Raw genomic sequence first — 20,634 nt, 5'->3', positions numbered from 1 at the left:
CGTGAGAACCTGTAGGGCATGAACGAGCAGTCCGCGTCCGTCGCCGCACCGGCCGACCAGTACGTCCTCACCCTCTCCTGCCCGGACAAGCAGGGCATCGTGCACGCCGTGTCGAGCTATCTGTTCATGACCGGCTGCAACATCGAGGACAGCCAGCAGTTCGGCGACCACGACACGGGTCTGTTCTTCATGCGCGTCCACTTCTCGGCCGAGGCTCCGGTGACGGTGGAGAAGCTGCGGGCGAGCTTCGCGGCGATCGGTGACTCCTTCCACATGGACTGGCAGATCAACCGGGCCGACGCGAAGATGCCCATCCTGCTGATGGTCAGCAAGTTCGGGCACTGCCTGAACGACCTGCTGTTCCGGGCCCGGATCGGTGCGCTGCCGGTGGAGATCGTGGGCGTGGTCTCCAACCACACCGATTTCGAAGAGCTGGTGGGCTCGTACAACATTCCCTTCCACCACCTTCCGGTGACGAAGGACACGAAGGCGGACGCCGAGGCGAAGCTGCTGGACATCGTGCGCGAGCAGGGTGTCGAACTGGTCGTCCTCGCCCGCTACATGCAGGTCCTCTCGGACGACCTGTGCAAGCAGCTCAGCGGCCGGATCATCAACATCCACCACTCCTTCCTGCCGAGCTTCAAGGGCGCGAAGCCGTATCACCAGGCGCACGCCAGGGGAGTCAAGCTCATCGGGGCGACCGCGCACTATGTGACCGCCGACCTGGACGAGGGGCCGATCATCGAGCAGGAGGTCGAGCGGGTGGGGCATGACGTCACACCGGACCAGCTGGTCGCGATCGGGCGGGACGTGGAGTGCCAGGCGCTGGCGCGGGCCGTGAAGTGGCATGCGGAGCGGAGGATTCTGCTCAACGGGCGCCGGACGGTGGTGTTCGCCTAGGGCCTGAGGGGCGGGGGGCCGGGGGGGCGGGGGTTCCGTCTCGTCGGGCGGCTGAACGCGACCGGCCCCTACATCCGGCTCAACGACGCGGCAGCGAACAGCACGTCTCTGATCGCATCCCGGTCCCCGAGCTGCCCCGCCGCTGCCTCCTCCGGAGGAATATGGCCGGCGGCCAGCTGACAGAACTCCGTGCCGTCCAGGGCCACATGCGCCACCTCCAGGTCCGCGGAGCCCCGTGCCGCCGGTGAGTCCAGGGGAATCAGCCACTCGCCGCCGCCCGAGCCCTCGATCTCCAGGCGCAGGCTGCGGCCGGGCTCTCCGGCGAGGCCCAGGTGGCGTCCCCGGGCGGGCGAGGCCAGCCCCTGCTGACGGCGTTCCGCCAGCGCGGCGGGCAGCATACGGGCCGCGAGGTCGATCATCTTGTTCAGGTGACGCGGCGCGGGCGGCAGGTACGGGTAGTCCACCGCCTCCGCGATGTCCTCGGCGTGGATCCAGCACTCGAAGGCCCGGTCCAGCATCGCGTCGTGCAGCGGCAGCTCGAAGTCGCCGTACGACACGGCGTGTCCGCCCGCGTGGCCGCCGGTGAAGGACACCGTCCGCACCAGGCTGTGGCTCTGCTCCCGCCAGGGCCCCCGCACCGAGCGAAGCGAGACGGGGTTGCCCCCGCCCGAAGGGTGGGGGACTGGGGGCGGGAAGCGGGAGGTCCGCCAGTACGCCTCGGTGCGCGCGGCCGGGCCCCTCGGGTGCTGCCCCGCCGCCCCGGTGACCTCGGCCCCGGTGACCTTGGCCCCGGTGACGTCGGCCAGCGGGTCCTCCAGGCCGAGCGCGACGGCGATCAGCCCGTCCACGGACAGCAGGTGTGCGATCACCCCGGCCACGGTCGTACGCCGGTTCTGCGCGGCGTCGGCCGCGAACCACCGCAGCCGCACCGGCGCATGCCACTCCGCGTCCCCGAAGTCCTGCAGCAGGGCGTCCAGGCGGGCGGTCTCGGCGTCGTACGGCGCCGCCCACTCCGGCACGGGTATGCGCGGCGGCCGGCGCTCCAGGCAGCTCTCCAGGACGCGGTTGCGCAGCCCGGGGTCCAGGTCGAGGCTCTCCGGCTGGTGCAGCAGGCCGACCGCCTCGCGCAGCCGGCGGGCCTCGTCGGCGCAGCCGCCGCAGGATCCGAGGTGGTCCTCGACGGCCGCGGTCTCCGCCGCCGAACAGGCCGCCAGCGCCCAGGCGCCGAGAAGCGACTTCAGGACGTCGTGCGGCAGGTCGAGCGGCACGGGCGCGAGGTCGGTGAGGTCGGGCAGCGGCAGCCCGCTGTCCTCGACGGAGGCGCGGGGCGTCGGTATGCGCGCGGGCCGGTCCGGCTCGGGTGCGCCGGTGCCGTCCGGGCCCTGTCCCGAGCCGCCGGCGCCGTCTCCGGTGGGGCCTTCGCCGCCCTGGCCGCCGATGCCGTCGTACCCCTCGCGCGGCTTCTCCTCCTCCTGTCCGTCGTGCTCCTGTCCGCCGTGCTCGTCGGGTGCCTCGAACCCTCCCGCTCCGCTCACACCGCACCTCCGTGTCCCGGCGGTGTCCCGGCGTCATGGGCGGTGGAGAGCAGTTGCAGGCCGAGGCGGAGCCGGCGCCGGGCCTCGTCCTCGGTGACACCGAGGCCGGCGGCGGTCTGGCGGTAGTCACAGCGCTGGAAGTAGGCCAGGTCGAGGGCGCGGCGCAGTGGGGCGGGCATGGAGTGGACGATGTAGTCGGCGCGGGCGGCGACCGAGGCGCGGCGCACCTTGCGCTCCAGCTCCGCCAGGGAGCCGCCGCCCTGGGGCAGCGCCGCGGTCTCGCTGTCGCGCAGCCGCTGCACGGCGAGCCGGTGGGTCACCCCGGCGACCCAGGTACGCAGCGGGCCCTTCCCGGGGTCGTAGGTCTCCGGGTGTTCCCACAGGTGCGCGAAGACCTCGCGGGTGAGGGTGTCGGCGGCCTTCTCGTCGCCGAGGACGCGGTGGGCGAGGCCGTGCACGAGCGAGGCGAACCGGTCGTACATCTCGCCCAGGGCGGCTGCCTCGCCGCGGGCGAGTCGCTGCTGCATCTTGCGGTCCCCGCGGGGCGGTACGTCCTTCGTGGCCATGCGGTCCCCTCCCCTCACCCGTGTCCAGCCTGTCGGCGCCGTCTTCCCGAATGTAGTCGGCACCTCTGACAGTGCACGCCCCGTTGTGTCAATGTGCGCCCCACGAAGCGCCGCTGGTGATAGTGCCCTTTTCACATAACCTTCACACAGACTGTGTGCATGCCTGATCGAACAGGACCGATAGTGACCGAAACAAGCCCCTTGTTGATCACGGCTGGTTTGCTGCTCGACGTTTCAGGGAACGGCCGCTGGGCAGCCGCGCGGAAGCAAGCGTAGGAACTGCTTCCGTTTCCGGGCGGTTCCTGGATCCGGCGAGCGGAGGGGCATGGCCGTGGCATTCAACGTGACCGGCGTCGAACAGGGCGAGTGGGCCGTGCTCCGGGTGTCCGGGGAACTGGACCTGATGACCTCGCCGGTTTTGCGCCAACGCGTGCACGACGTCGTCGCAGAGGGCCATCACAGCCTCGTGGTCGACCTCTCCGACGTGTTCTTCTGCGACTCCAGCGGGGTCGGTGTCCTCATCGCCGCCCGCAGGCTCATCCGCTCCTGCCAGGGCCGCCTCCGGCTCATCCTGCCCGACCGGGGCGCCGACGACGGTTCGCACGTCAACCGGGTCCTCGGCGCGCTCGGCATCCGCCGCCTCTTCGACGTCCGCCCCGATCTGAAGACCGCGACGACCGACGAGGCGGACCCGCTCTCCGCGTGAGAGCCACCGGAGTGTGCGCGACAAGGCCACACTGTTGTCGCGGAATTCCCCCGGTCTTGGCACAACCGCCGCATTCCCGCCGTCCGACGGCCCTCCGCGTCGTACGCTCCCTCGCAGATCGACCCCACGCAGACGTAAGGCGGCCCGAACAGACATGGTCAGCACCGAGTACGAGCGCAGGATCGCCGCCCGGTTCGCCACCTTCGACCAGGACGGCAACGGCTGGATCGACCGCGAGGACTTCAGTTCGGCGGCCAAGGCGCTGCTCGCCGAGTTCTCCGTCACCGCCCGCTCCGACAAGGGGCAGGCGCTGTACGCCGGCGCGGAGGCGTTCTGGCAGGGCATGGCCGGGATCGCGGACCGGGACGGCGACCAGCGCATCACCCGCGAGGAGTTCGTCACCGGCGCCGTCAAGCGCCTGCGCGACAACCCCGAGCGCTTCGCCGAGATCGCCCGCCCCTTCCTCCACGCGGCCCTGGCCGTGGGGGACACCGACGGGGACGGCCGGCTCACGGTCGCCGACACCGTGCGCGTGCTGCGGGTGTTCCACGTGCCGCAGGAGACCGCCCGGACGGTCGCCGCCGCACTGGACACCGACGGCGACGGCCTGGTGGGCGAGCCGGAGATCGTTCCGGCGTTCGCGCACTACTTCACCGTCCCGGCATAGCCGTCGTCCCCCTGCCGTCAGTCCGGCTCACCCCGGGCCGAGTACTTCGTCGGCGCTTCGGGGCTCTGTCCGCGGCTGCCGGTTGAGCTTGTGGCGTTGGATGGAGGAGTGCCGGTAGACCTCCTTGCGAGCCCGCATGATGTTGCCGAGGGGGGCGTGCGCGGCGGTGACCCGCCAGGGCGTGAAGGACAGTGAGTCCATCTTCTCCAGGTTTTCCGGGCTGGAAATGTCCTGCTGCGGCAGCCGCAGCCTGGCCACGGTGACGGACGGCGAGAGGCGCTCGGGCCACTCCACGGTGGTGTCCTCCACCGGCATCCGCTCCAGGTCGGTGCAGAGCTGGACCTGGATGTCGAAGGCGTAGGGCCGCTCCTGCAGTTCGGCCTGCAGCGCGGGCCGGAAGACCTCCGCCGCCGAGGACGGGTCGATGGTGCGCCGGACCACCGCGGCGGCGGAGTCCGGATCGGGGGTGATGCGCACCTTGGCGATGTAGTCCCCGTGCCGGACCGCGCCCATGGTCCAGTAACTCGACAGCAGCACGTTCGCCGGAGGGGTCTTTGCCAGGCGCAGGAAGGCCAGGAACTCGTCCCACGCCCAGTTTTCCTGGTCCAGCGTTCCCTTTCCGGTCAGGAACTCGGTGAAGAAGCGGTGTGCGCCGGGCCGGCCCTGGGAGAAGTAGGCCGGCGCGTTCAGGAACAGTTCCTGGATGAACAGGTAGTGCTCGACCGTGTTGCAGAAGAAGATCGGCCCGTTGATGTTGGCGTAGTCGAATGTGCCCGTGTCCGGTTCGTCTTCCAGCAGGGTCGGGCCGGGGATGCCGAACATCTTCAGCGCCAGTCCGGTGGCGGCGCCCAGCCGCGCGTCGGCCCCGGCGTGCGGCGAGCCGTTGGAGAATCGGATGAGTGCGTCGTGGGTTCCCGGTGTCGCGTAGATGCCCTGGGCGTACTCGGCGGGGAGCCCGTCCAGGATCTCCACCTGCCCTCGGACCAGTCCGTAGCCCTTGGCGTGAGCGTCGCGAAGGGCACGTCCGGTGCCACCGCCCTCGACCGAGTCGGCGATGTAGCTCTCGGTCTTCTCGATCACCGTCTGCACGTGCTGGTCGAAGTCCGGGTCCTTGACTTCGACGTCAGGCGTGTAGGGGACGAACTGTGCTGCCATGACTTCGGCCTCTCCTCGGCGACGGTGATCGGAATTTCGAAGGGCGGAAACTCCCCTCAGCCCTCCAGCTCGGCGAGCCAGCGCAGGGCACGCAGACCCGGCACGAAGCAGTACTCGCCGCCGCGGGTGACCACGAAGCTGGGCAGGTTCCGCAGGCGGCGCCGGATCGGCTTCTCCGGGATGGTGACGCTGCCGGTTCCGTCGTGGTGTCCGGCCACCGGGTCCTGCTCGCCGGGGTAGCCGATGAAATTGCCGTCGTTGACCCACTCGGCCTTGATGAATTCGAACTGCCGCTCAAGATGGGCCCCGATGAAGACGCCGACCAGGCCTCGGTCGGCACCGTCGTCCTCCAGTACGCCCTCGGGCAGCGGCGGGCCGTAGGTGGTGCCGCGGCGGATGAGACGGTGCATCCGTGCGTCGCCGACGATGGTGGCATCGCGGGGGTTGGTGCGCCGGATGTGCGCACCGGCGGGGCACCGCAAGCCGCGATCGTCGTTCTCCCGGTACATGAAGTTGTTGACGCGGTGCGGATCGGCCGCCAGTTCCGGATCATCGTGCTCCGGCGCCAGGGCCAACGGCGCCCCGCTGGGCCAGCGCCCGATCATCTTGGCCGCCAGGAGTGCTTCCTCCTCGGCACTGGAACTGTTCGCGCGCAGGTACCGGCGCCAGGCCGCCACGTTGGTGTGGACCTTGCGAACGGCCACGTAGGTTCCGTTGCGTCCCAGCACATCGGGGCTGGGCATGGGCGGCAGATTGCCGGTTTCGTCGGGGTAGCCGAGGATGAACTCACCGGCCTTGATGGGGGCTTCCTGCGGGTTGGAGCCGGGCAGCCCGACGCCCTCGATGTTGGGATGGCTGATGCCGTCACGGAAGCCGAGGGTGGTGCGCCCGGTCGGAAGCTGTTTCACCTCCTGCTGCCAGATCACCTGGACACCGGGCGTGTCCTCGTATGCGACCCGGGCCCGCTCCAGCTCCTTGTCCAACTGCTCCGCGTCGGAAGAGAGGGCGCTCAGCGCGATGTGGACATCGCCCGTTCCGAACGGTGCCTCCCAGTGAGCCGGGGCGTTCTCGCCCACGTCGCCGATCCGGTCCGCTCGGGCGGCCATGCCCTCACGGAACGCACGCGGGAAGCTGTCCAGCGATTCCTGAGGCACCCCCAGGGCCCTCAGCCCCTGGTAGGTGAACGCCACCGCCACCCAGGCATCCTGGCTCAGGTCCACGTTGGGCAGACCACCCGAGGTCACCGGAATCAGCCGCCGCAGCAGGGCCCGCCCGGCGTGGCGGTCGTCGACGCGCAAGAAGATGAACTTCCCCTCGTACGGGACCGGCCTCGGACGTAGTGCCCCGCTTTGGATGTCATCGATTTCAACGTGCACGCTGGCGGCGCTGCTGCTTGCCGTCGTGTTCATGGTTGCTTGTGCCTCCGCATCGGCCCCTGTTAGGCCGAGGCTTCTTCCAGCAGCTTCTGGAAGGCCGGCGTGGCCACCAACTCCGCATTGGCCGGGTTCTCCAGCGCCGCCCGGAACTCAGCGGTGTCCAGCACCTCCTCGAACGCCTCTTCCACTCGGTGGTCCTTCCAGATCTGCTGAACAGTCAGGTCGGGATAGGAACTCACGAAGACTCCCGCGGGCTCCTGGTGGGCGACGAACCAGTCCTTCACCCCTGGATCGCTGACCCCGGGGAACCCTTCGCTGTGCGCGAAGATTCTGTCGAAGTTCGCCCCGACCACGGTCTTGCCGAAGTCGTCGATGTAGGTGTCCCAAGAGCCGTCGAAGACGCTGGCGAACATGAACCGGGTGTCATTGTCGAAGATCACGTGCCGTGCGTCGTGCAGGGTGCCGATCTGGTGCAGCGCCTCACGGTTCTCCGTGCTGGCGATCCTGGCGAGATCCTCGCGCAGGGCATCCGCGTGGCCCGGCTTTATCTTGGTGAACACGGTGAACTCGCTGCAGACCCCGTCCGATCTGCCTGGGCGCTCGGGGTGAGCCGGTTGAGTTGCTCCCGCCGTTGCAGTCATGGTGAGACTCCCCTGCCATGGATCGGTGCGAGGGTCGCCAAGCGCCCGAACATGAGGCGCCATCGCCCTCACATATCGATCCTCTCTGCGGATGCGCTGCCTCGCATCTCGACCCAGGGGCGTCGGGCCCAGCCTGCCCGGTACGGCAGGGCGATGCCCGCGTCCACGCGTCCGAGCAGTTCCTGAAGACAGATCCGGCCAGCGGCAGGAAGATGGAACTGCTGGGATGTGCCGAGTACGGCGTTGTCACCGCCGTTCTCGGGCGGTGGCCCCGTGTGGCCGTGAGACAGCGGCGCAGCCGATCGCCCACTACCCCTGAGCCGCCCGAGCGGCCGGGGCGCCCACTCGCGCCGAGCCCTGCCCCGCCGGATCGCCACCCTGACCCTCACACGGAGGCAACCATGGGCAAAGTTCTCGGTGACGTGCTGGGTTTGGCGGCCGGTGTCGCGGTCAGCCCGCTTCCGATCATCGCCGTCATCCTCATCCTCGCCACGCCCCGGGGACGTCTCAACGGAGTCCTCTTCACCGTCGGCTGGATCCTCGGCCTGTCGGCATTGGGCGCGGTGATGCTGGCGATCGCCTCACCCGCGGGTGCCTCCGCCCACAAGAACCCGGCCACCTGGGTCGGGGCTCTCAAAATTGCTCTCGGCGTGCTCCTCCTCCTCTTCGGCGCCCGGCAATGGCAGCGGCGCCCAAAGGATCCCTCGCAGGCAAAGCTGCCGAAGTGGATGGGTGCGATCGACCGCCTCTCGCCGGTCAAGGTCTTCGGACTCGGAACGGCCTTGGCCGCCCTCAACGCCAAGAACGCCCCGCTGACCATCGCGGCGGGCGCCGCGATCGGCTCAGCCGGACTGCCGGTCGGACAGCAGATCGCATCGCTGGCGATCTTCGTCGTGATCGCCACGCTCGGCCTGCTGGTCCCGCTGGGAGTCTTCCTCCTTGGGGGAGAGCGGGCCAGGACCACGCTCGGGAACTGGAAGGACTGGGCAGCTCAGCACAATGTCGCCGTGATGGCCGTCCTGTTCTTCGTGCTCGGGCTGAAACTGCTAGGAGACGGCATCTCCATCCTCACCTCCTGACAGGCCCACGCGTGGCGGCCCTGAGCGGCCGGTCGTGAAAACCGTAGTGGCGTGAGAACGTCACCGCGGGTTCGAGTCCCACCGCCTCCGCTGGTCATAGACGTGCTGGTGAGAAGGGGTGTCCCTCAAGTGTGGGAAACCGCAACGCCGGTACGAGAAGAGTGACCATGGCACGGACCGAGTACTACGACGACCCGGCGGCACCGGAGCCGAACAGCTTGGTGGTCGCCGCGTCCGCCGTGGTGACCGACGACGAAGGGCGCGTGCTTCTTCAGCGCCGCCGGGACAATGATCTCTGGGCACTCCCCGGTGGCGGCATGGAGATGACCGACTCACTCCCGGGAACGGCCGTCCGCGAGGTGAAGGAGGGAGGAGGAGAAGAAGACCTGGCTGAGCGTGCCGGCCAAGGTCGCTGCGAGCGTGAGGGCGCGGCACATGTGGCGGCAGCCGACGGCGGCCGGCAGCGCGATGAGAACCGCAAGCGTCGTCCGACCAGCACACCGCGACAAGATCGTGTCACGAGCTCCGAGGAACCGGTCGTGAATACCGCTCCCGCAGCTTGTACTTGAGCACCTTCCGCAGCGTCTCGTTGCGCGGCAGCGCCTCCACCACCTCCAGCCGCTCCGGCAGCTTGTGCACGGACAGGCCCGCCGAGCGCAGGTACGAGACGACCTCCGGCAAGGTCAACACGGCGGTGTCCGAAGGCCGTTCGACGACCGCGCAGACCAGCTCGCCCCGTTCCGCGTCCGGCAGCCCGATCACCGCCACGTCCGCCACCGACGGGTGCGCGGCGAGCAGGTCCTCGATCTCCCTGGCCGAGATGTTCTCGCCCTTGCGGATGATCACGTCCTTGAGGCGGCCGGTGAGGACCAGGTGGCCGGAGGGCGTCAGATGGCCCAGGTCGCCCGTGCGCAGGAAGCCGTCGGAGTCGAAGGCGGTGGCCGTCTGCGCGGGGTCGAGGTAGCCCTGGCAGACGGCCTCGCCGCGGAGTCGGATCTCGCCGTCTGCGATCCGGATCTCCATGTCCGCCGGCGGGCGGCCCTCTGTCGTCGCCAGGTTCTCGACACTGTCCTGCGGATCCCCCATGGTGATCATCGGGACCTCGGTCATGCCGTAGCCGTGGGTGAGCTGGACGTTCATTTCGCGGACCACGGAGTGGTAGACCTCGGGCGGCTTGGGTGCGCCGCCGCCCGCCAGCAGGCGCAGGGAGGGAATCAGCTTCTCGCCCGGCTGTTTGCGCTGTTCGGCGAGGAAGAGGGAGTAGAAGGCCGTGGAGCCGCCGGCCACCGTCACCCCGTGCCGCCGGTACTCCGCCAGCGCGTCCGGCAGGGCGAAGTGCTCGAACATCACCGCCGGGAAGCCGTAGAGCAGGAGCATCACCAGGTAGTCGGGGCCGCCTATGTGCGCGTACGGGAAGGCGATCGAGCCCACGTCGGCCGCCGTGAGCCTCAGCGCATGCGCCAGGCAGGAGCCGCCCGCGATCAGGGAGCGGTCGGTGTGCAGTACGCCCTTGGGGTCGGAGGTGGTGCCCGAGGTCCAGTAGATCCAGCGGACCGAGGTGCCCTCGGTGGGGGGAGCGGGGAGCGTCGACGGGTCGCCGTCGGGGAGGGTGTCGTACGCCTCGAAGATCCCCTTCGCGCCCAGCCTGCGGGCCATCTCCGTGTGGTCGTGACCCCGCCACACGCCCGGGACCGCGAAGAACTCCGCTTTCGACTTCCGCAGCGCGAAGCCGACCTCCCGGTCGCGGTGGAAGGGGATGACGGGGGACTGGACGGCGCCCAGGCGGGCCAGCGCGAAGGACAGCAGGGCGGTCTCGATGCGGGTGGGCAGCTGCCAGGCGACCACCGTGCCGGGGCGTACGCCCATGCCGTACAGGCCGGCCGCCACCCGCTCGGCACGCGCGCGCAGCTCGCCGAAGGTGAGGGCCCGGTCCTCCTGGAGCAGCACCGGGCGGTCGGGGGTCAGGGCGGCGCGCCGGGTGACAAGGTCCCACAGCGTGCGGGCGGAGCTCAGGGCGTGCGGGGTCTCGTTCACGTGGGCCCCCTGACCGACTTGGCTGACGATCCGTCAGATGCCATGCTATCTGACGAACCATCAGATCAGTACCGTCCGGCGGAGGGGAAACCATGAGCGAACTGCCCCGCATCATCAGCGTCGACGACCATGTGATCGAGCCCGCCCACCTCTTCGAGACCTGGCTGCCGGCCAGGTACCGGGACCGGGGGCCCAAGCCGCTGACCGCCGGGATCGGGGAGCTGGCCTACGTCGGCGGCAAGTACCGGATCACCATGGACCCGGCGGGCCAGCCGACGGACTGGTGGATCTACGAGGACCTGAAGTTCCCTTACAAGCGCAACATCGCCGCCGTCGGCTTCGACCGGGACGAGATGACGCTGGAGGGGATCACGAGGGAGCAGATGCGGCGTGGCTGCTGGGACCCGAAGGCCCGCCTCGCGGACATGGACCTCAACCACGTCGAGGCCAGCCTCTGCTTCCCGACCTTCCCCCGCTTCTGCGGACAGACCTTCGCCGAGGCGCACGACAAGGAGGTCGCCCTCGCCTGCGTGCGTGCCTACAACGACTGGATGGTGGAGGAGTGGTGCGGGGACAGCGGGGGACGGCTGATCCCGTTGTGTCTCATTCCGCTGTGGGACGTGGAGCTCGCCGTCGCCGAGATCCGGCGCAACGCCGCGCGCGGGGTGCGGGCGGTGACCTTCTCCGAGATCCCCACCCACCTCGGGCTGCCCTCCATCCACTCCGGCTACTGGGACCCGTTCTTCGCGGTCTGCCAGGAGACGGGCACGGTCGTCAACATGCACATCGGCAGCAGCTCCCAGATGCCCGCCGCATCACCGGACGCCCCGCCCGCCGTCCAGGCCTCGCTCAGCTTCAACAACGCGATGGCCTCGATGATGGACTACCTCTTCAGCGGGGTCCTGGTGAAATTCCCGGCCCTCAGACTCGCCTACTCCGAAGGGCAGATGGGCTGGATCCCGTACGCCCTGGAACGCGCCGACGACGTCTGGGAGGAACACCGCGCCTGGGGCGGGGTCAGGGACCTGGTCCCGGAGCCGCCGTCGACGTACTACTACCGGCAGATCTTCTGCTGCTTCTTCCGCGACAAGCACGGAGTCGCCTCGATCGACGCCGTCGGCCGCGACAACGCCACCTTCGAGACCGACTACCCCCACGTCGACTCGACGTTCCCGCACACCAAGGAGGTCGCCCTCGACCATGTGAAGGGCCTCGACGACGAGACCGTCTACAAGCTGATGCGGGGCAACGCCATCCGCATGCTGGACCTCGGCCTGGACCGCTAGTGGACCTCTCCTACACGCCCGAGGAGGAGGAGTTCCGGGCCCGGCTGCGGGAGTGGCTCGCCAAGGTGCTTCCCACCCTCCCCGCCAAGCCGTCCCCGGACGACTGGCCCGCGCGCAGGGCGTACGACCTCGGCTGGCAGCGGATGCTGTACGACGCCGGGTACGCCGACGTCCACTGGGACGCCTCGCCGACCACCCGGCTGATCTTCCTGGAGGAGACGGAGAAGGCGGCCGCGCCCTATGTGGGCGCGAACTTCGTGGGACTGCTGCACGCCGGCCCGACGATCGCCGCCGAGGGCACTCCCGGGCAGCGGGCGCGCTGGCTGCCGCCGATCCTGCGCGGCGAGGAGGTGTGGTGCCAGGGGTTCAGCGAACCGGGCGCCGGCTCCGACCTCGCCGCGCTGCGCACGCGCGCGTGGCGCGACGGCGACGACTACGTGGTCACCGGGTCCAAGATCTGGACCTCCCACGCCGAGGTCGCCGACTGGTGCGAACTGCTGGTGCGCACCGATCCGGACGCGCCCAGGCACCGGGGCATCACCTGGCTCGCGATGCCCATGGACGCGCCGGGCATCACCGTACGGCCGCTGCGCACGCTCGCCGGACCGGCGGAGTTCGCCGAGGTGTTCCTGGACGAGGTCCGGGTGCCGGCGGCGGGCAGGGTGGGCGCGGAGAACGACGGCTGGCGCGTGACCATGGTGACCCTGTCCTTCGAACGCGGCACGGCCTTCGTCGGCGAGGTCGTCGCCTGCCGCCGGGTGCTGCGCGAACTCGCCCGTGCCGCCCGGGGGAACGGCCACTGGGACGACCCCGTACTGCGCCGCCGGCTCGGCCGGCTGGAGGCGGAGTTCCGGGCGCTGTGGCGGCTGACCCAGTGGAACGTGAGCGAGGCTGAGGCGAGCGGCGGAGTGCCGGGCGCCGGCGGCTCGGTCTTCAAGCTCCGCTACTCCCACGCCCGCCAGGACCTCTACGACACCGCGGCCGACGTACTCGGCCCGGACAGCCTCGACCTGGACCACCCCTGGGTCCTGGACCGCCTGTCGTCCCTGTCGTACACGATCGCCGCCGGCACCTCACAGATCCAGCGCAACATCGTGGCGGAACGGATCCTCGGCCTGCCGAAGGGGAGATGAGCGTGCGTTTCCAACTGAGCGACGATCAGCGCGTGTTGCAGGCCGGCATGCGGGCACTGCTCGACCGGCGGTTCGGGCGGGAGGCGTTGCGTGCGGCCGTCGACGCGCCGGGGCGGCTCGACCGGCGGCTGTGGCGGACACTCGGGGAAGCGGGGTTCTTCGCCCTGCGGCTGCCCGAGGCGGACGGCGGGGCCGGGCTGGGCCTGCCGGAGGCGGTCCTCGCGTTCGAGGAGGCGGGCCGTGCCCTTCTGCCCGGCCCCCTCGTGCCCACCCACCTGGCGGCCGGCACCGTCCCGGGCGCGGCCGCCGGCGAGACGGTCGTGACAGCCGTGGACGGGGAACTGGTGGAGTGGCTGGAGACGGCGGACGTCGTCCTCGGGGACACCGGGGGCGCCACCCCGTTGCGCTCGGTGGACCCGCTCACGCCACTGCATCGCGTCACCGCGGGCAGTCGTGCGGCTGGGGAGGCCGGCCTCCTCACCGCCGCCGAGCAACTGGGGACCGCCGTACGCGTGACCGAGCTCGCCGTTCAACACGCCCGCACCCGCGAGCAGTTCGGGCACCCCATCGGCACTTTCCAGGCCGTGCAGCACCTGTGCGCGGACCTCCTGGTACGAACCGAAACCGCCCGTGTCGCCGTCTACGCCGCCGCCGTCACCGCCGACCCCGCGGACATCGCCGCCGCCCGTCTGCTCGCCGACGAGGCCGCCGTACGCGGCGCCCGCGACTGCCTCCAGGTGCACGGCGGCATGGGGTTCGCCTGGGAGGCGGATGTCCATCTGCACCTGAAACGGGCCTGGGTGCGGGCCCGCCGTGGCGGCGGGAGCACGGAGAGTGAGGAGTTCCTCGCTGCCGGCCTGGCGGCCTGAAGGCCGGCGGCGCTCTGGGCTGCATCGGCGGCAAAGCCTTGGCCCAAGGTGTTGCGGATCGTGGCACGTCGGTGTCACGGAGCGTCGATATCGGGTTGTGTCCTTCGCGGGACTCGTCGCGACCCGGAGTCGGGCGTCCGCTCCGGTACCTTGTGTGGGATGCGAGTGGCTGTGAGCACGAGCTTGGCCGGCGATGCCCTTGGGGCAGTGCCGGGTCGCGCGGTGCGCGCCGCTGCTCGCGGGGCGGTTGTGGCTTCGGTCGCCGCCTGTTCGACTCCCTGGAACGAGCGTCGCACAGTATGCCCTGCGCGTACTCCTTCGCGCTGGAATATGCCTGAAGCGCTTGTTGGGGTGACTGTACGTCAACCATGCTGTCGCGTAAGGGAATCACGTTCCGTGACCCTTGCTCTGGCCGTTGTTCTGGCCATGCAGAAAATGGCTACGATCGTGGCCCTCGTGATCGTCGCCACGGCCCCGGCCGTGGCGGCCGGTCGGCGTGGGGTCATGTGTCCGCCGGTTCGGATGGTGTGAGCGGTGCAGGTGCTTCAAGTGCAGCTGGAAATCCGGCCCGATCCCACGGAGGTGGGGCGGGCGCGGAGGTGGGCCCGCTCGCGGCTCGCGGGGCTGGGGATAGCGGCCGACGAGCCACTGGCCGAGACCCTGATCCTGCTGGTCTCCGAGCTGGTGACCAACGCCGTGGTGCACACCGGGCACACGGCCGTACTGCGGCTCTCCCTGCCCGGCGCTACGGCCGGAACCGCCGATCCTGTCGCCACTGTTGACGCCACCGTGACCAATGCGGCCGTGACCAATGCGGCCGTGACGAATGCGGCCGTGACGAATGCGGCCGTGGCGACCGACGCCGCCGGCGCGACCGACGCCGTCGAGCCGCCCGCGGTGGCCACGGTGCGCGTCGAGGTGGCCGACAGTTCCTCCCGCGCCCCCGTGCCGCGCTGCGCCGGCAGTGACGCCACCGGCGGCCGAGGCCTGGCTCTCGTGGACTGCCTGGCCGATCGCTGGGGCTGGAGCCCGGAAGGTGCCGGCAAGAGCATCTGGTGCGAACTGGACCGCTGTGCGCAGCCCGGTCAGAGCGCAGAGATGGCGTACGGGAGCGGAGTGTCGGCGTACGAGGGTCTCGCCTTCGAGGCGGTGTAGCACCCGGCGCGGCGGTGCGCCGGGGATGCATCCGTGCGCGGGTGCCGCGAACAGGGCTTACGTAACAAACCCCCGTACCGGCGTTGACGACCCGTGACCGGCTGATCACGCTTGGGGGCGACGATTCGCCGCGAGGGGACGGCGGGGGCCTGGGCGACGGCGGTCCTCGTCGAGTGTGGGTCGCACCGGTGGGCGGCGCGTGCGCACGACCGTGGGGGGGAGGCGCGCCGCCGGCCGGTCCAGTGGAGCCACGGGTCTCTCAGAGGACGGCCACGGGTGCCACCGGTGTCCCCGTCGCGCCGACGAACGGCTCGGGCATCGCCGACAGCAGGAACGCGTACCGCCCCGCTTCTCCACAGGCTGTGGACAACTTTTCGAGATTCCAGTTCTGGCCCTGCAGCATCCCCATCTCCACCAGATCCAGGGCGTGCACGGGCAGCCAGAGATTCTCCGTCTCGGGCGGAAATATCTCAAAAGTGAGCGTGTCGTTCGCGACCGCCGCCACATCGCGCGCGTGGAACCACTCCGGCGTACGCAGGGACAGCCCCGGTGACGGATAGCCGTACCCATGCCTGTCCCCGGCCAGATACACCTGCACCTGCCCGGTACGGACGAGCACGATGTCCCCCGCCCGGACGCGCACCCCGCCGAACTCCTCCGCCGCCTCCAGATCCTCCGGCGTGACCGCGTGACCCCCCTCCAGCCGCTCGACGCCCCGCGCGCGTGCCACGTCCAGCAGCACCCCGCGCGAGACGATGTGCCGCGCCTTGTCGATCCCGCTGAACTCGGCACCGCCGTGCGCGGTGACGGTGTGCGCCGGGCGGCCGTTGTAGAGCTTCCCCGAGTGCGAGACATGGGTGAGGGCGTCCCAGTGGGTGCCGGCCTGCAGTCCCATGGTCACCGCGTCGTCGCTGCACGCCACCGTGCCCGGCCCGAACAGCTCCTGGTTGATCTGCACCATCGCGTGCAGCGGATTGACGCGGCCCGGGATCACGCCGGTCTGCACGCCGTCCTGCCGGAGCGGGAGCGCGAGGGGGACGCGGCGGCCGGTGCGGATCCCGGCGGCAGCCTGTCGTACGACCTCGTCCGTGATCAGGTTCAGGGTTCCGATCTCGTCGTCGGACCCCCAACGCCCCCAGTTGTTCACGCGCTTGGCGATCTCGTGGAACTCGGCGGGCAGCGACATCGGCCCTCCCCGGGGCTTGTCTCCGACGGTCTGACGGGTCATAAAATCTAACGGTCCGTCAGAAACCGCGGGAAGGGGCCGGGCGTGGGGAACTTCTTGGCAGGGAAGGCCGTCGCCGTGACGGGCGCCGGACGCGGCATCGGCCGGGCGGTGGCGCTGGCGGCCGCCGCCGAGGGTGCGAAGGTCGTCGTCAACGACTACGGCGTCTCCGTGGACGGAGCCTCGCCCACGAGCGAGGTCGCCGAGGCGGTCGTCAAGGAGATAGAGGCGGCGGGCGGCGAGGCGGTCGCGGTCGCCGACGACATCTCCACGATGGCGGGCGGGCAGCGGGTGGTGGACGTCGCACGGTCGGCGTACGGCCGGCTGGACGGGGTCGTGTGCGTCGCCGGGATCCTGCGCGAACGCATGCTGTTCAACATGACCGAGGAGGAGTGGGACCCCGTGGTCGCCACTCATCTGAAGGGGACCTTCACGGTGTTCCGGGCGGCGTCCGCGGTGATGCGGAAGCAGCGTTCCGGCACGCTGATCGGCTTCACCAGCGGCAACCATCAGGGGTCGGTGTCCCAGGCCAACTACAGCGCGGCGAAGGGCGGGATCATCTCGCTCGTCCGCAGCGCGGCTCTCGGTCTGCACAAGTACGGGGTGACCGCGAACGCGGTGGCGCCGGTGGCTCGTACGCGGATGTCCGCGAACGTTCCCATGGAGCTGACGGAGATCGGCGAGCCGGAGGATGTGGCCGCGCTGGTGGTGTACCTGCTCTCCGACGGGGCTGCCGCGCAGGGCGTCACCGGGCAGGTGTACACCGTCGCGGGCCCGAAGATCGCGGTGTGGGCGCAGCCGAGGGAACTCCGTTCGGTCTACGGGGAGGGGGGCTGGACGCCGGAGCGGATCGCGGAACTTCTGCCGGGGTCGGTGGGGGTGGATCCGATGCCCATGCTGTCCCAGCTCTCGGCGATGGAAGAGGCAGCGCGGGGTGAGGCTCGGCCGAACGCCTGACAGCTCGCGGCGCGTTGTCATTGGCCGGGTGCCGGTTCGTCGTGGCTTGCCGCGCAGTTCCCCGCGCCCCTTGTGGGGCGCTCAAGCTGAGGAAGCTTCATGGATTTCGGGTTCAGCCAAGAGGACGAAGAGTTCCGTACCGAGGCCCGCGCCTGGCTCACCGACAACGTCAGCCGGGCAACCAGCCGCCGTGCCTGGGAACGCACCCTCGGCCGAGCCGGCTGGACAGGCCTCGGCTGGCCGGAGGCGGGATACGGCAACCGGACCGCCCCCCTCACCCAGCAGGTCGTCTGGGCCGAGGAGTACGCCCGTTCCCCCGCACCACCCCGCTCCGGGCACATCGGTGAGAATCTGCTCGCCCCCACCCTCATCGCGCACGGCAGCGAAGAACAGAAGTCCCGTTTCCTGCCGCCGATCGCGGCCGGTGAGGAGCTGTGGTGTCAGGGGTACAGCGAGCCCGGTGCCGGGTCGGACCTGGCGGGGGTGCGGACCTCGGCCGTGCGGGAGGGGGACCGCTACCGGATCAGCGGGCAGAAGATCTGGACCTCGCTCGCCCATGAGGCCGACTGGTGCTTCGTACTGGCCCGCACCGACCCGGAGTCCAGGCGCCACCACGGCCTCAGCCTCCTGCTCGTGCCCATGGACCAGCCCGGCCGTGTCGAGGTCCGCCCCATCCGGCAGATGACCGGCACCAGCGACTTCAACGAGGTCTTCTTCGACGGGGCGTACGCGCGCGTGGAGCACGTCGTCGGGGGAGAGGGACACGGGTGGAAGGTGGCCATGAGTCTGCTCGGCTTCGAGCGGGGCGTCGCCACGCTCGCCCAGCAGATCGGGTTCGCACAGGAGTTGGGTGCCGTCGTCCGCGCGGCGGTGGACAGCGGGGCGGTCCGTGACCCCGTCGTACGGACGCGGCTCGTACGGCAGTGGGCCGAGCTGCGGACCATGCACCGGCATGCCCTGCGCACCCTCGGCGGATCGGCCGGTCCCGGCGCGCCCAGCGTGGCCAAGCTGTTGTGGGGCTCCTGGCACCAGCGGCTGGGCGAGCTCGCCGTACAGGTGCGCGGCGCGCGGGCCGCCGTCGGCCCCGCCGACTGGTCGCCCTCGGCGCCGTATGAACTCGGCGCCGACCAGCACCTGTTCCTCTTCTCCCGGGCCGACACGATCTACGGCGGCTCGGACCAGGTCCAGCGCACGATCATCGCCGAGCGCGTGCTCGGTCTGCCCAGGGAGCCCAAGGGAGCCGTGTGATGCGTGGAGTGGTGTTCGACGGCAAGCAGGTGCAGGTGGTCGACGATCTCGCGGTGCGGGAGCCGGCGGCCGGTGAGGTGCTGGTGGCGGTCGCGGCGGCCGGGCTGTGCCACAGCGATCTGTCCGTGGTGGACGGCACCATTCCCTTCCCGGTGCCAGTGGTGCTCGGACACGAGGGCGCGGGGGTCGTGGAAGCGGTCGGTGCGGGCGTCAGCCATGTCGTGCCCGGCGACCATGTGGCGCTGTCCACGCTGGCCAACTGCGGCACGTGCCCGGAGTGCGACCGGGGCCGGCCGACCATGTGCCGGCAGGCGATCGGGCGCCCGGGGAAGCCGTTCAGCCGCGGGAACTCGCCCGTCCACCAGTTCGCCGCCAACTCGGCCTTCGCCGAGCGCACGGTCGTCAAGGCCGTACAGGCGGTACGGATCCCGAAGGACATCCCCCTTCCGTCCGCCGCGCTGATCGGGTGCGGGGTGCTCACGGGCGTGGGCGCGGTGCTGAACCGGGCGCGGGTGGACCACGGGGACAGCGTCGTCGTCATCGGGACCGGCGGCATCGGGCTGAACGTGCTGCAGGGCGCGCGGCTCGCGGGAGCGCTCAGGATCGTCGCCGTGGACGCCGACCCGGCCAAGGAGGAGACGGCCCGACGGTTCGGCGCCACCGACTTCCTGACCTCGGCGGAGGGTGTGCGGGACATCCTGCCCACGGGTGCCGACCACGCCTTCGAGTGCGTCGGCCGGGTGGATCTGATCCGGCAGGCGATCGACCTCCTCGACCGGCACGGGCAGGCGATCCTGCTGGGGGTGCCCCCGGCCACGGCCGAGGCGTCCTTCCTCGTCTCCTCCCTCTACCTGGACAAGTCCGTCCTCGGCTGCCGCTACGGCTCCTCGCGCCCGCAGCGGGACATCACCCGCTACGCCGAGCTGTACCGCCAAGGACGCCTGCTGCTCGACGAGCTGGTGACGGCCGTCCATCCGGTGGAGGACTTCGCCAAGGCCCGCGCGGACGCGGAGGCGGGGCGGGTGGCCCGGGCGGTGCTCACCTTCTGACGACCGCCGTCCGGAACGTCCTGCGGTAGGCCGTCGGCGTCACCCCGAGCACCTGCTGAAGGTGCTGACGCATCGACTGGGCCGTGCCGAAGCCCGCCTCGCGGGCCACCTGGTCGACGGACAGGTCGGTGGTCTCCAGCAGATGGCGGGCGCGTTCGACCCGCTGCTGGGTGAGCCACTGGCCGGGGCTGACCCCGGTCTCCTCGCGGAACCGGCGGGTGAAGGTGCGCACCGACATGGCCTCCTGCTCGGCCATGTCGCGCAGCTGGATCGGCTCGTGCAGCCGGCCGAGCGCCCAGACGCGGGCGGCCGTGGTCGTGGCCAGCTGCGGATCCGGGACCGGGCGGTGGATGTACTGGGCCTGGCCGCCGTCGCGGTGCGGCGGTACGACCGTGCGCCGGGCGACGTCGTTGGCGACCGCCGTACCGAAGTCGCGGCGCACCATGTGCAGGCACAGGTCGATCCCGGCGGCCACCCCGGCCGAGGTCAGCACGTCGCCGTCGTCGATGAACAGCACGTCCGCATCGACCTTGATCCTCGGGAAAATCCGCTGGAAACGCTCGGCGTCGGCCCAGTGCGTGGTCGCCGGGCGGCCGTCGAGGTGTCCGGCGGCGGCGAGGACGTAGACGCCGGTGCAGATGGAGGCGAGCCGGGTGCCGGGGCGGATCCGGGCGAGGGCGGCGGCCAGCTCGTCGGTGAGCCGGCCCTCCTCGAAGACCGGGCCCAGCTCGTACGACGCCGGGACGATGACGGTGTCGGCCTCGGCGAGCGCCTCCGGGCCGTGGGCGACGTGGATGGCGAAGTCGGCGTCCGTCTCGACCGGGCCGGGCGGCCGTACCGAGCAGGTCACGACGTCGTAGAGATGCCGGCCCCGCTCGTCCTTCGGGCGGCCGAAGATGCGGTGCGGAATGCCCAGCTCGAACGGCAGCAGGCCGTCGAGGGCGAGGACGGCGACCCGGTGCGGACGGAACTCTCCGGAACCACTCATGGCCCGATCCTAACGAATGCTGTCCACCGGGCCACTCGATGCGCACGCATGGAGGAAGGACGCTG

At 70.6% G+C, this 20,634-nt stretch carries 19 protein-coding genes and 1 pseudogene; 12 read left to right on the top strand and 8 right to left on the bottom strand.

What is annotated here, in order from left to right:
- Positions 1-18: 18 nt before the first annotated feature.
- Positions 19-900 carry a formyltetrahydrofolate deformylase gene (gene purU, locus ABZ624_RS07395; protein WP_360083584.1) on the top strand — a complete coding sequence of 294 codons (882 nt, stop codon included), beginning with the start codon at positions 19-21 and terminating at the stop codon, positions 898-900.
- A gap of 68 nt (positions 901-968) precedes the next feature.
- On the opposite strand, the gene ABZ624_RS07390 is transcribed toward purU, so the two are convergent.
- Positions 969-2,435 (bottom strand): MDMPI N domain containing protein, encoded by a 1,467-nt coding sequence (locus ABZ624_RS07390; RefSeq protein WP_360083582.1) that lies wholly within the window; start codon positions 2,433-2,435, stop codon positions 969-971.
- Positions 2,432-3,001 carry a sigma-70 family RNA polymerase sigma factor gene (locus tag ABZ624_RS07385; RefSeq protein ID WP_360083580.1) on the bottom strand — a complete coding sequence of 190 codons (570 nt, stop codon included), beginning with the start codon at positions 2,999-3,001 and terminating at the stop codon, positions 2,432-2,434. The genes ABZ624_RS07390 and ABZ624_RS07385 overlap by 4 nt, the downstream gene beginning before the upstream one ends.
- Positions 3,002-3,326: 325 nt before the next feature.
- Between ABZ624_RS07385 and ABZ624_RS07380 the strand changes: the two genes are divergently transcribed.
- Together ABZ624_RS07380 and ABZ624_RS07375 are read left to right on the top strand one after the other, a co-directional pair.
- Positions 3,327-3,707 carry an STAS domain-containing protein gene (locus ABZ624_RS07380; RefSeq protein WP_360083578.1) on the top strand — a complete coding sequence of 127 codons (381 nt, stop codon included), beginning with the start codon at positions 3,327-3,329 and terminating at the stop codon, positions 3,705-3,707.
- 154 nt (positions 3,708-3,861) lie between these two features.
- Positions 3,862-4,374 carry an EF-hand domain-containing protein gene (locus ABZ624_RS07375; protein WP_360083576.1) on the top strand — a complete coding sequence of 171 codons (513 nt, stop codon included), beginning with the start codon at positions 3,862-3,864 and terminating at the stop codon, positions 4,372-4,374.
- A 27-nt stretch (positions 4,375-4,401) separates the two neighbouring features.
- Here the strand turns inward: ABZ624_RS07375 and ABZ624_RS07370 are convergent, their stop codons facing one another.
- The 3 genes from ABZ624_RS07370 to ABZ624_RS07360 form a co-directional block, all read right to left on the bottom strand.
- Positions 4,402-5,529: a catalase family protein gene (locus tag ABZ624_RS07370; RefSeq protein ID WP_360083574.1), complete on the bottom strand. Its 1,128-nt coding sequence runs from the start codon at positions 5,527-5,529 to the stop codon at positions 4,402-4,404.
- Between the two features lie 56 nt (positions 5,530-5,585).
- Positions 5,586-6,827: a Dyp-type peroxidase gene (locus ABZ624_RS07365; RefSeq protein WP_360083572.1), complete on the bottom strand. Its 1,242-nt coding sequence runs from the start codon at positions 6,825-6,827 to the stop codon at positions 5,586-5,588.
- A gap of 140 nt (positions 6,828-6,967) precedes the next feature.
- On the bottom strand, positions 6,968-7,465 hold the full coding sequence (locus tag ABZ624_RS07360; RefSeq protein ID WP_360083570.1) for a hypothetical protein: 498 nt from the start codon (positions 7,463-7,465) through the stop codon (positions 6,968-6,970).
- Positions 7,466-7,947: 482 nt separating this feature from the next.
- Here ABZ624_RS07360 and ABZ624_RS07355 point away from each other — a divergent pair, with 482 nt between their 5' ends.
- Both ABZ624_RS07355 and ABZ624_RS07350 read left to right on the top strand, forming a co-directional pair.
- Positions 7,948-8,625: a GAP family protein gene (locus tag ABZ624_RS07355; RefSeq protein ID WP_360083568.1), complete on the top strand. Its 678-nt coding sequence runs from the start codon at positions 7,948-7,950 to the stop codon at positions 8,623-8,625.
- Positions 8,626-8,792: 167 nt separating this feature from the next.
- A pseudogene (locus ABZ624_RS07350) lies at positions 8,793-8,993 on the top strand (NUDIX domain-containing protein); the annotation flags it as partial.
- Positions 8,994-9,141: 148 nt separating this feature from the next.
- Here the strand turns inward: ABZ624_RS07350 and ABZ624_RS07345 are convergent.
- Complete coding sequence (locus tag ABZ624_RS07345; RefSeq protein WP_360083566.1) at positions 9,142-10,659, bottom strand: AMP-binding protein; 1,518 nt, start codon at positions 10,657-10,659, stop codon at positions 9,142-9,144.
- Between the two features lie 92 nt (positions 10,660-10,751).
- Here ABZ624_RS07345 and ABZ624_RS07340 point away from each other — a divergent pair, with 92 nt between their 5' ends.
- From ABZ624_RS07340 to ABZ624_RS07325, 4 genes are all read left to right on the top strand, one after another.
- Entirely contained in the window at positions 10,752-11,945 is a 1,194-nt protein-coding gene (locus ABZ624_RS07340) for an amidohydrolase family protein (protein WP_360083564.1), read from the top strand.
- Positions 11,945-13,078, top strand: coding sequence for an acyl-CoA dehydrogenase (locus ABZ624_RS07335; RefSeq protein ID WP_360083562.1), 1,134 nt, complete (start codon positions 11,945-11,947; stop codon positions 13,076-13,078). The genes ABZ624_RS07340 and ABZ624_RS07335 overlap by 1 nt, the downstream gene beginning before the upstream one ends.
- A gap of 2 nt (positions 13,079-13,080) precedes the next feature.
- A complete protein-coding gene (locus ABZ624_RS07330; protein ID WP_360084067.1) occupies positions 13,081-13,947 on the top strand; it encodes an acyl-CoA dehydrogenase family protein in 867 nt (288 codons plus the stop codon).
- 549 nt (positions 13,948-14,496) lie between these two features.
- Positions 14,497-15,102, top strand: a complete 606-nt coding sequence (locus tag ABZ624_RS07325) for an ATP-binding protein (RefSeq protein WP_360083560.1) — start codon at positions 14,497-14,499, stop codon at positions 15,100-15,102.
- 259 nt (positions 15,103-15,361) lie between these two features.
- Here ABZ624_RS07325 and ABZ624_RS07320 read toward each other — a convergent pair whose 3' ends face one another.
- Complete coding sequence (locus ABZ624_RS07320; RefSeq protein ID WP_360084065.1) at positions 15,362-16,288, bottom strand: cyclase family protein; 927 nt, start codon at positions 16,286-16,288, stop codon at positions 15,362-15,364.
- An 84-nt stretch (positions 16,289-16,372) separates the two neighbouring features.
- Here ABZ624_RS07320 and ABZ624_RS07315 point away from each other — a divergent pair, with 84 nt between their 5' ends.
- The 3 genes from ABZ624_RS07315 (at position 16,373) to ABZ624_RS07305 (ending at position 19,581) form a co-directional block, all read left to right on the top strand.
- On the top strand, positions 16,373-17,284 hold the full coding sequence (locus ABZ624_RS07315; RefSeq protein ID WP_360083558.1) for an SDR family NAD(P)-dependent oxidoreductase: 912 nt from the start codon (positions 16,373-16,375) through the stop codon (positions 17,282-17,284).
- Between the two features lie 99 nt (positions 17,285-17,383).
- On the top strand, positions 17,384-18,532 hold the full coding sequence (locus ABZ624_RS07310; protein ID WP_360083556.1) for an acyl-CoA dehydrogenase family protein: 1,149 nt from the start codon (positions 17,384-17,386) through the stop codon (positions 18,530-18,532).
- On the top strand, positions 18,532-19,581 hold the full coding sequence (locus ABZ624_RS07305; protein WP_360083554.1) for a Zn-dependent alcohol dehydrogenase: 1,050 nt from the start codon (positions 18,532-18,534) through the stop codon (positions 19,579-19,581). The genes ABZ624_RS07310 and ABZ624_RS07305 overlap by 1 nt, the downstream gene beginning before the upstream one ends.
- Here the strand turns inward: ABZ624_RS07305 and ABZ624_RS07300 are convergent.
- On the bottom strand, positions 19,571-20,569 hold the full coding sequence (locus tag ABZ624_RS07300; protein ID WP_360083552.1) for a helix-turn-helix domain-containing protein: 999 nt from the start codon (positions 20,567-20,569) through the stop codon (positions 19,571-19,573). The genes ABZ624_RS07305 and ABZ624_RS07300 overlap by 11 nt on opposite strands.
- Positions 20,570-20,634: the final 65 nt, after the last annotated feature.

Origin of the sequence: Streptomyces sp. NPDC007205, assembly GCF_040634095.1 — a bacterium.
In the GTDB taxonomy this organism is placed as follows: Bacteria; Actinomycetota; Actinomycetes; order Streptomycetales; family Streptomycetaceae; genus Streptomyces.
The sequence above is the reverse complement of the archived record's forward strand: the minus strand, read 5'-3'. Positions and strand labels throughout refer to the sequence as shown.

What these genes read in the sequence shown, in the direction of transcription:
- ABZ624_RS07370 (WP_360083574.1), bottom strand. Translation starts at nt 5,529, where the DNA reads ATGGCAGCACAGTTCGTCCCCTACACGCCTGACGTCGAAGTCAAGGAC.
- purU (WP_360083584.1), top strand. Translation starts at nt 19, where the DNA reads ATGAACGAGCAGTCCGCGTCCGTCGCCGCACCGGCCGACCAGTACGTC.
- ABZ624_RS07355 (WP_360083568.1), top strand. Translation starts at nt 7,948, where the DNA reads ATGGGCAAAGTTCTCGGTGACGTGCTGGGTTTGGCGGCCGGTGTCGCG.
- ABZ624_RS07380 (WP_360083578.1), top strand. Translation starts at nt 3,327, where the DNA reads ATGGCCGTGGCATTCAACGTGACCGGCGTCGAACAGGGCGAGTGGGCC.
- ABZ624_RS07300 (WP_360083552.1), bottom strand. Translation starts at nt 20,569, where the DNA reads ATGAGTGGTTCCGGAGAGTTCCGTCCGCACCGGGTCGCCGTCCTCGCC.
- ABZ624_RS07375 (WP_360083576.1), top strand. Translation starts at nt 3,862, where the DNA reads ATGGTCAGCACCGAGTACGAGCGCAGGATCGCCGCCCGGTTCGCCACC.
- ABZ624_RS07385 (WP_360083580.1), bottom strand. Translation starts at nt 3,001, where the DNA reads ATGGCCACGAAGGACGTACCGCCCCGCGGGGACCGCAAGATGCAGCAG.
- ABZ624_RS07320 (WP_360084065.1), bottom strand. Translation starts at nt 16,288, where the DNA reads ATGTCGCTGCCCGCCGAGTTCCACGAGATCGCCAAGCGCGTGAACAAC.
- ABZ624_RS07310 (WP_360083556.1), top strand. Translation starts at nt 17,384, where the DNA reads ATGGATTTCGGGTTCAGCCAAGAGGACGAAGAGTTCCGTACCGAGGCC.
- ABZ624_RS07340 (WP_360083564.1), top strand. Translation starts at nt 10,752, where the DNA reads ATGAGCGAACTGCCCCGCATCATCAGCGTCGACGACCATGTGATCGAG.
- ABZ624_RS07305 (WP_360083554.1), top strand. Translation starts at nt 18,532, where the DNA reads ATGCGTGGAGTGGTGTTCGACGGCAAGCAGGTGCAGGTGGTCGACGAT.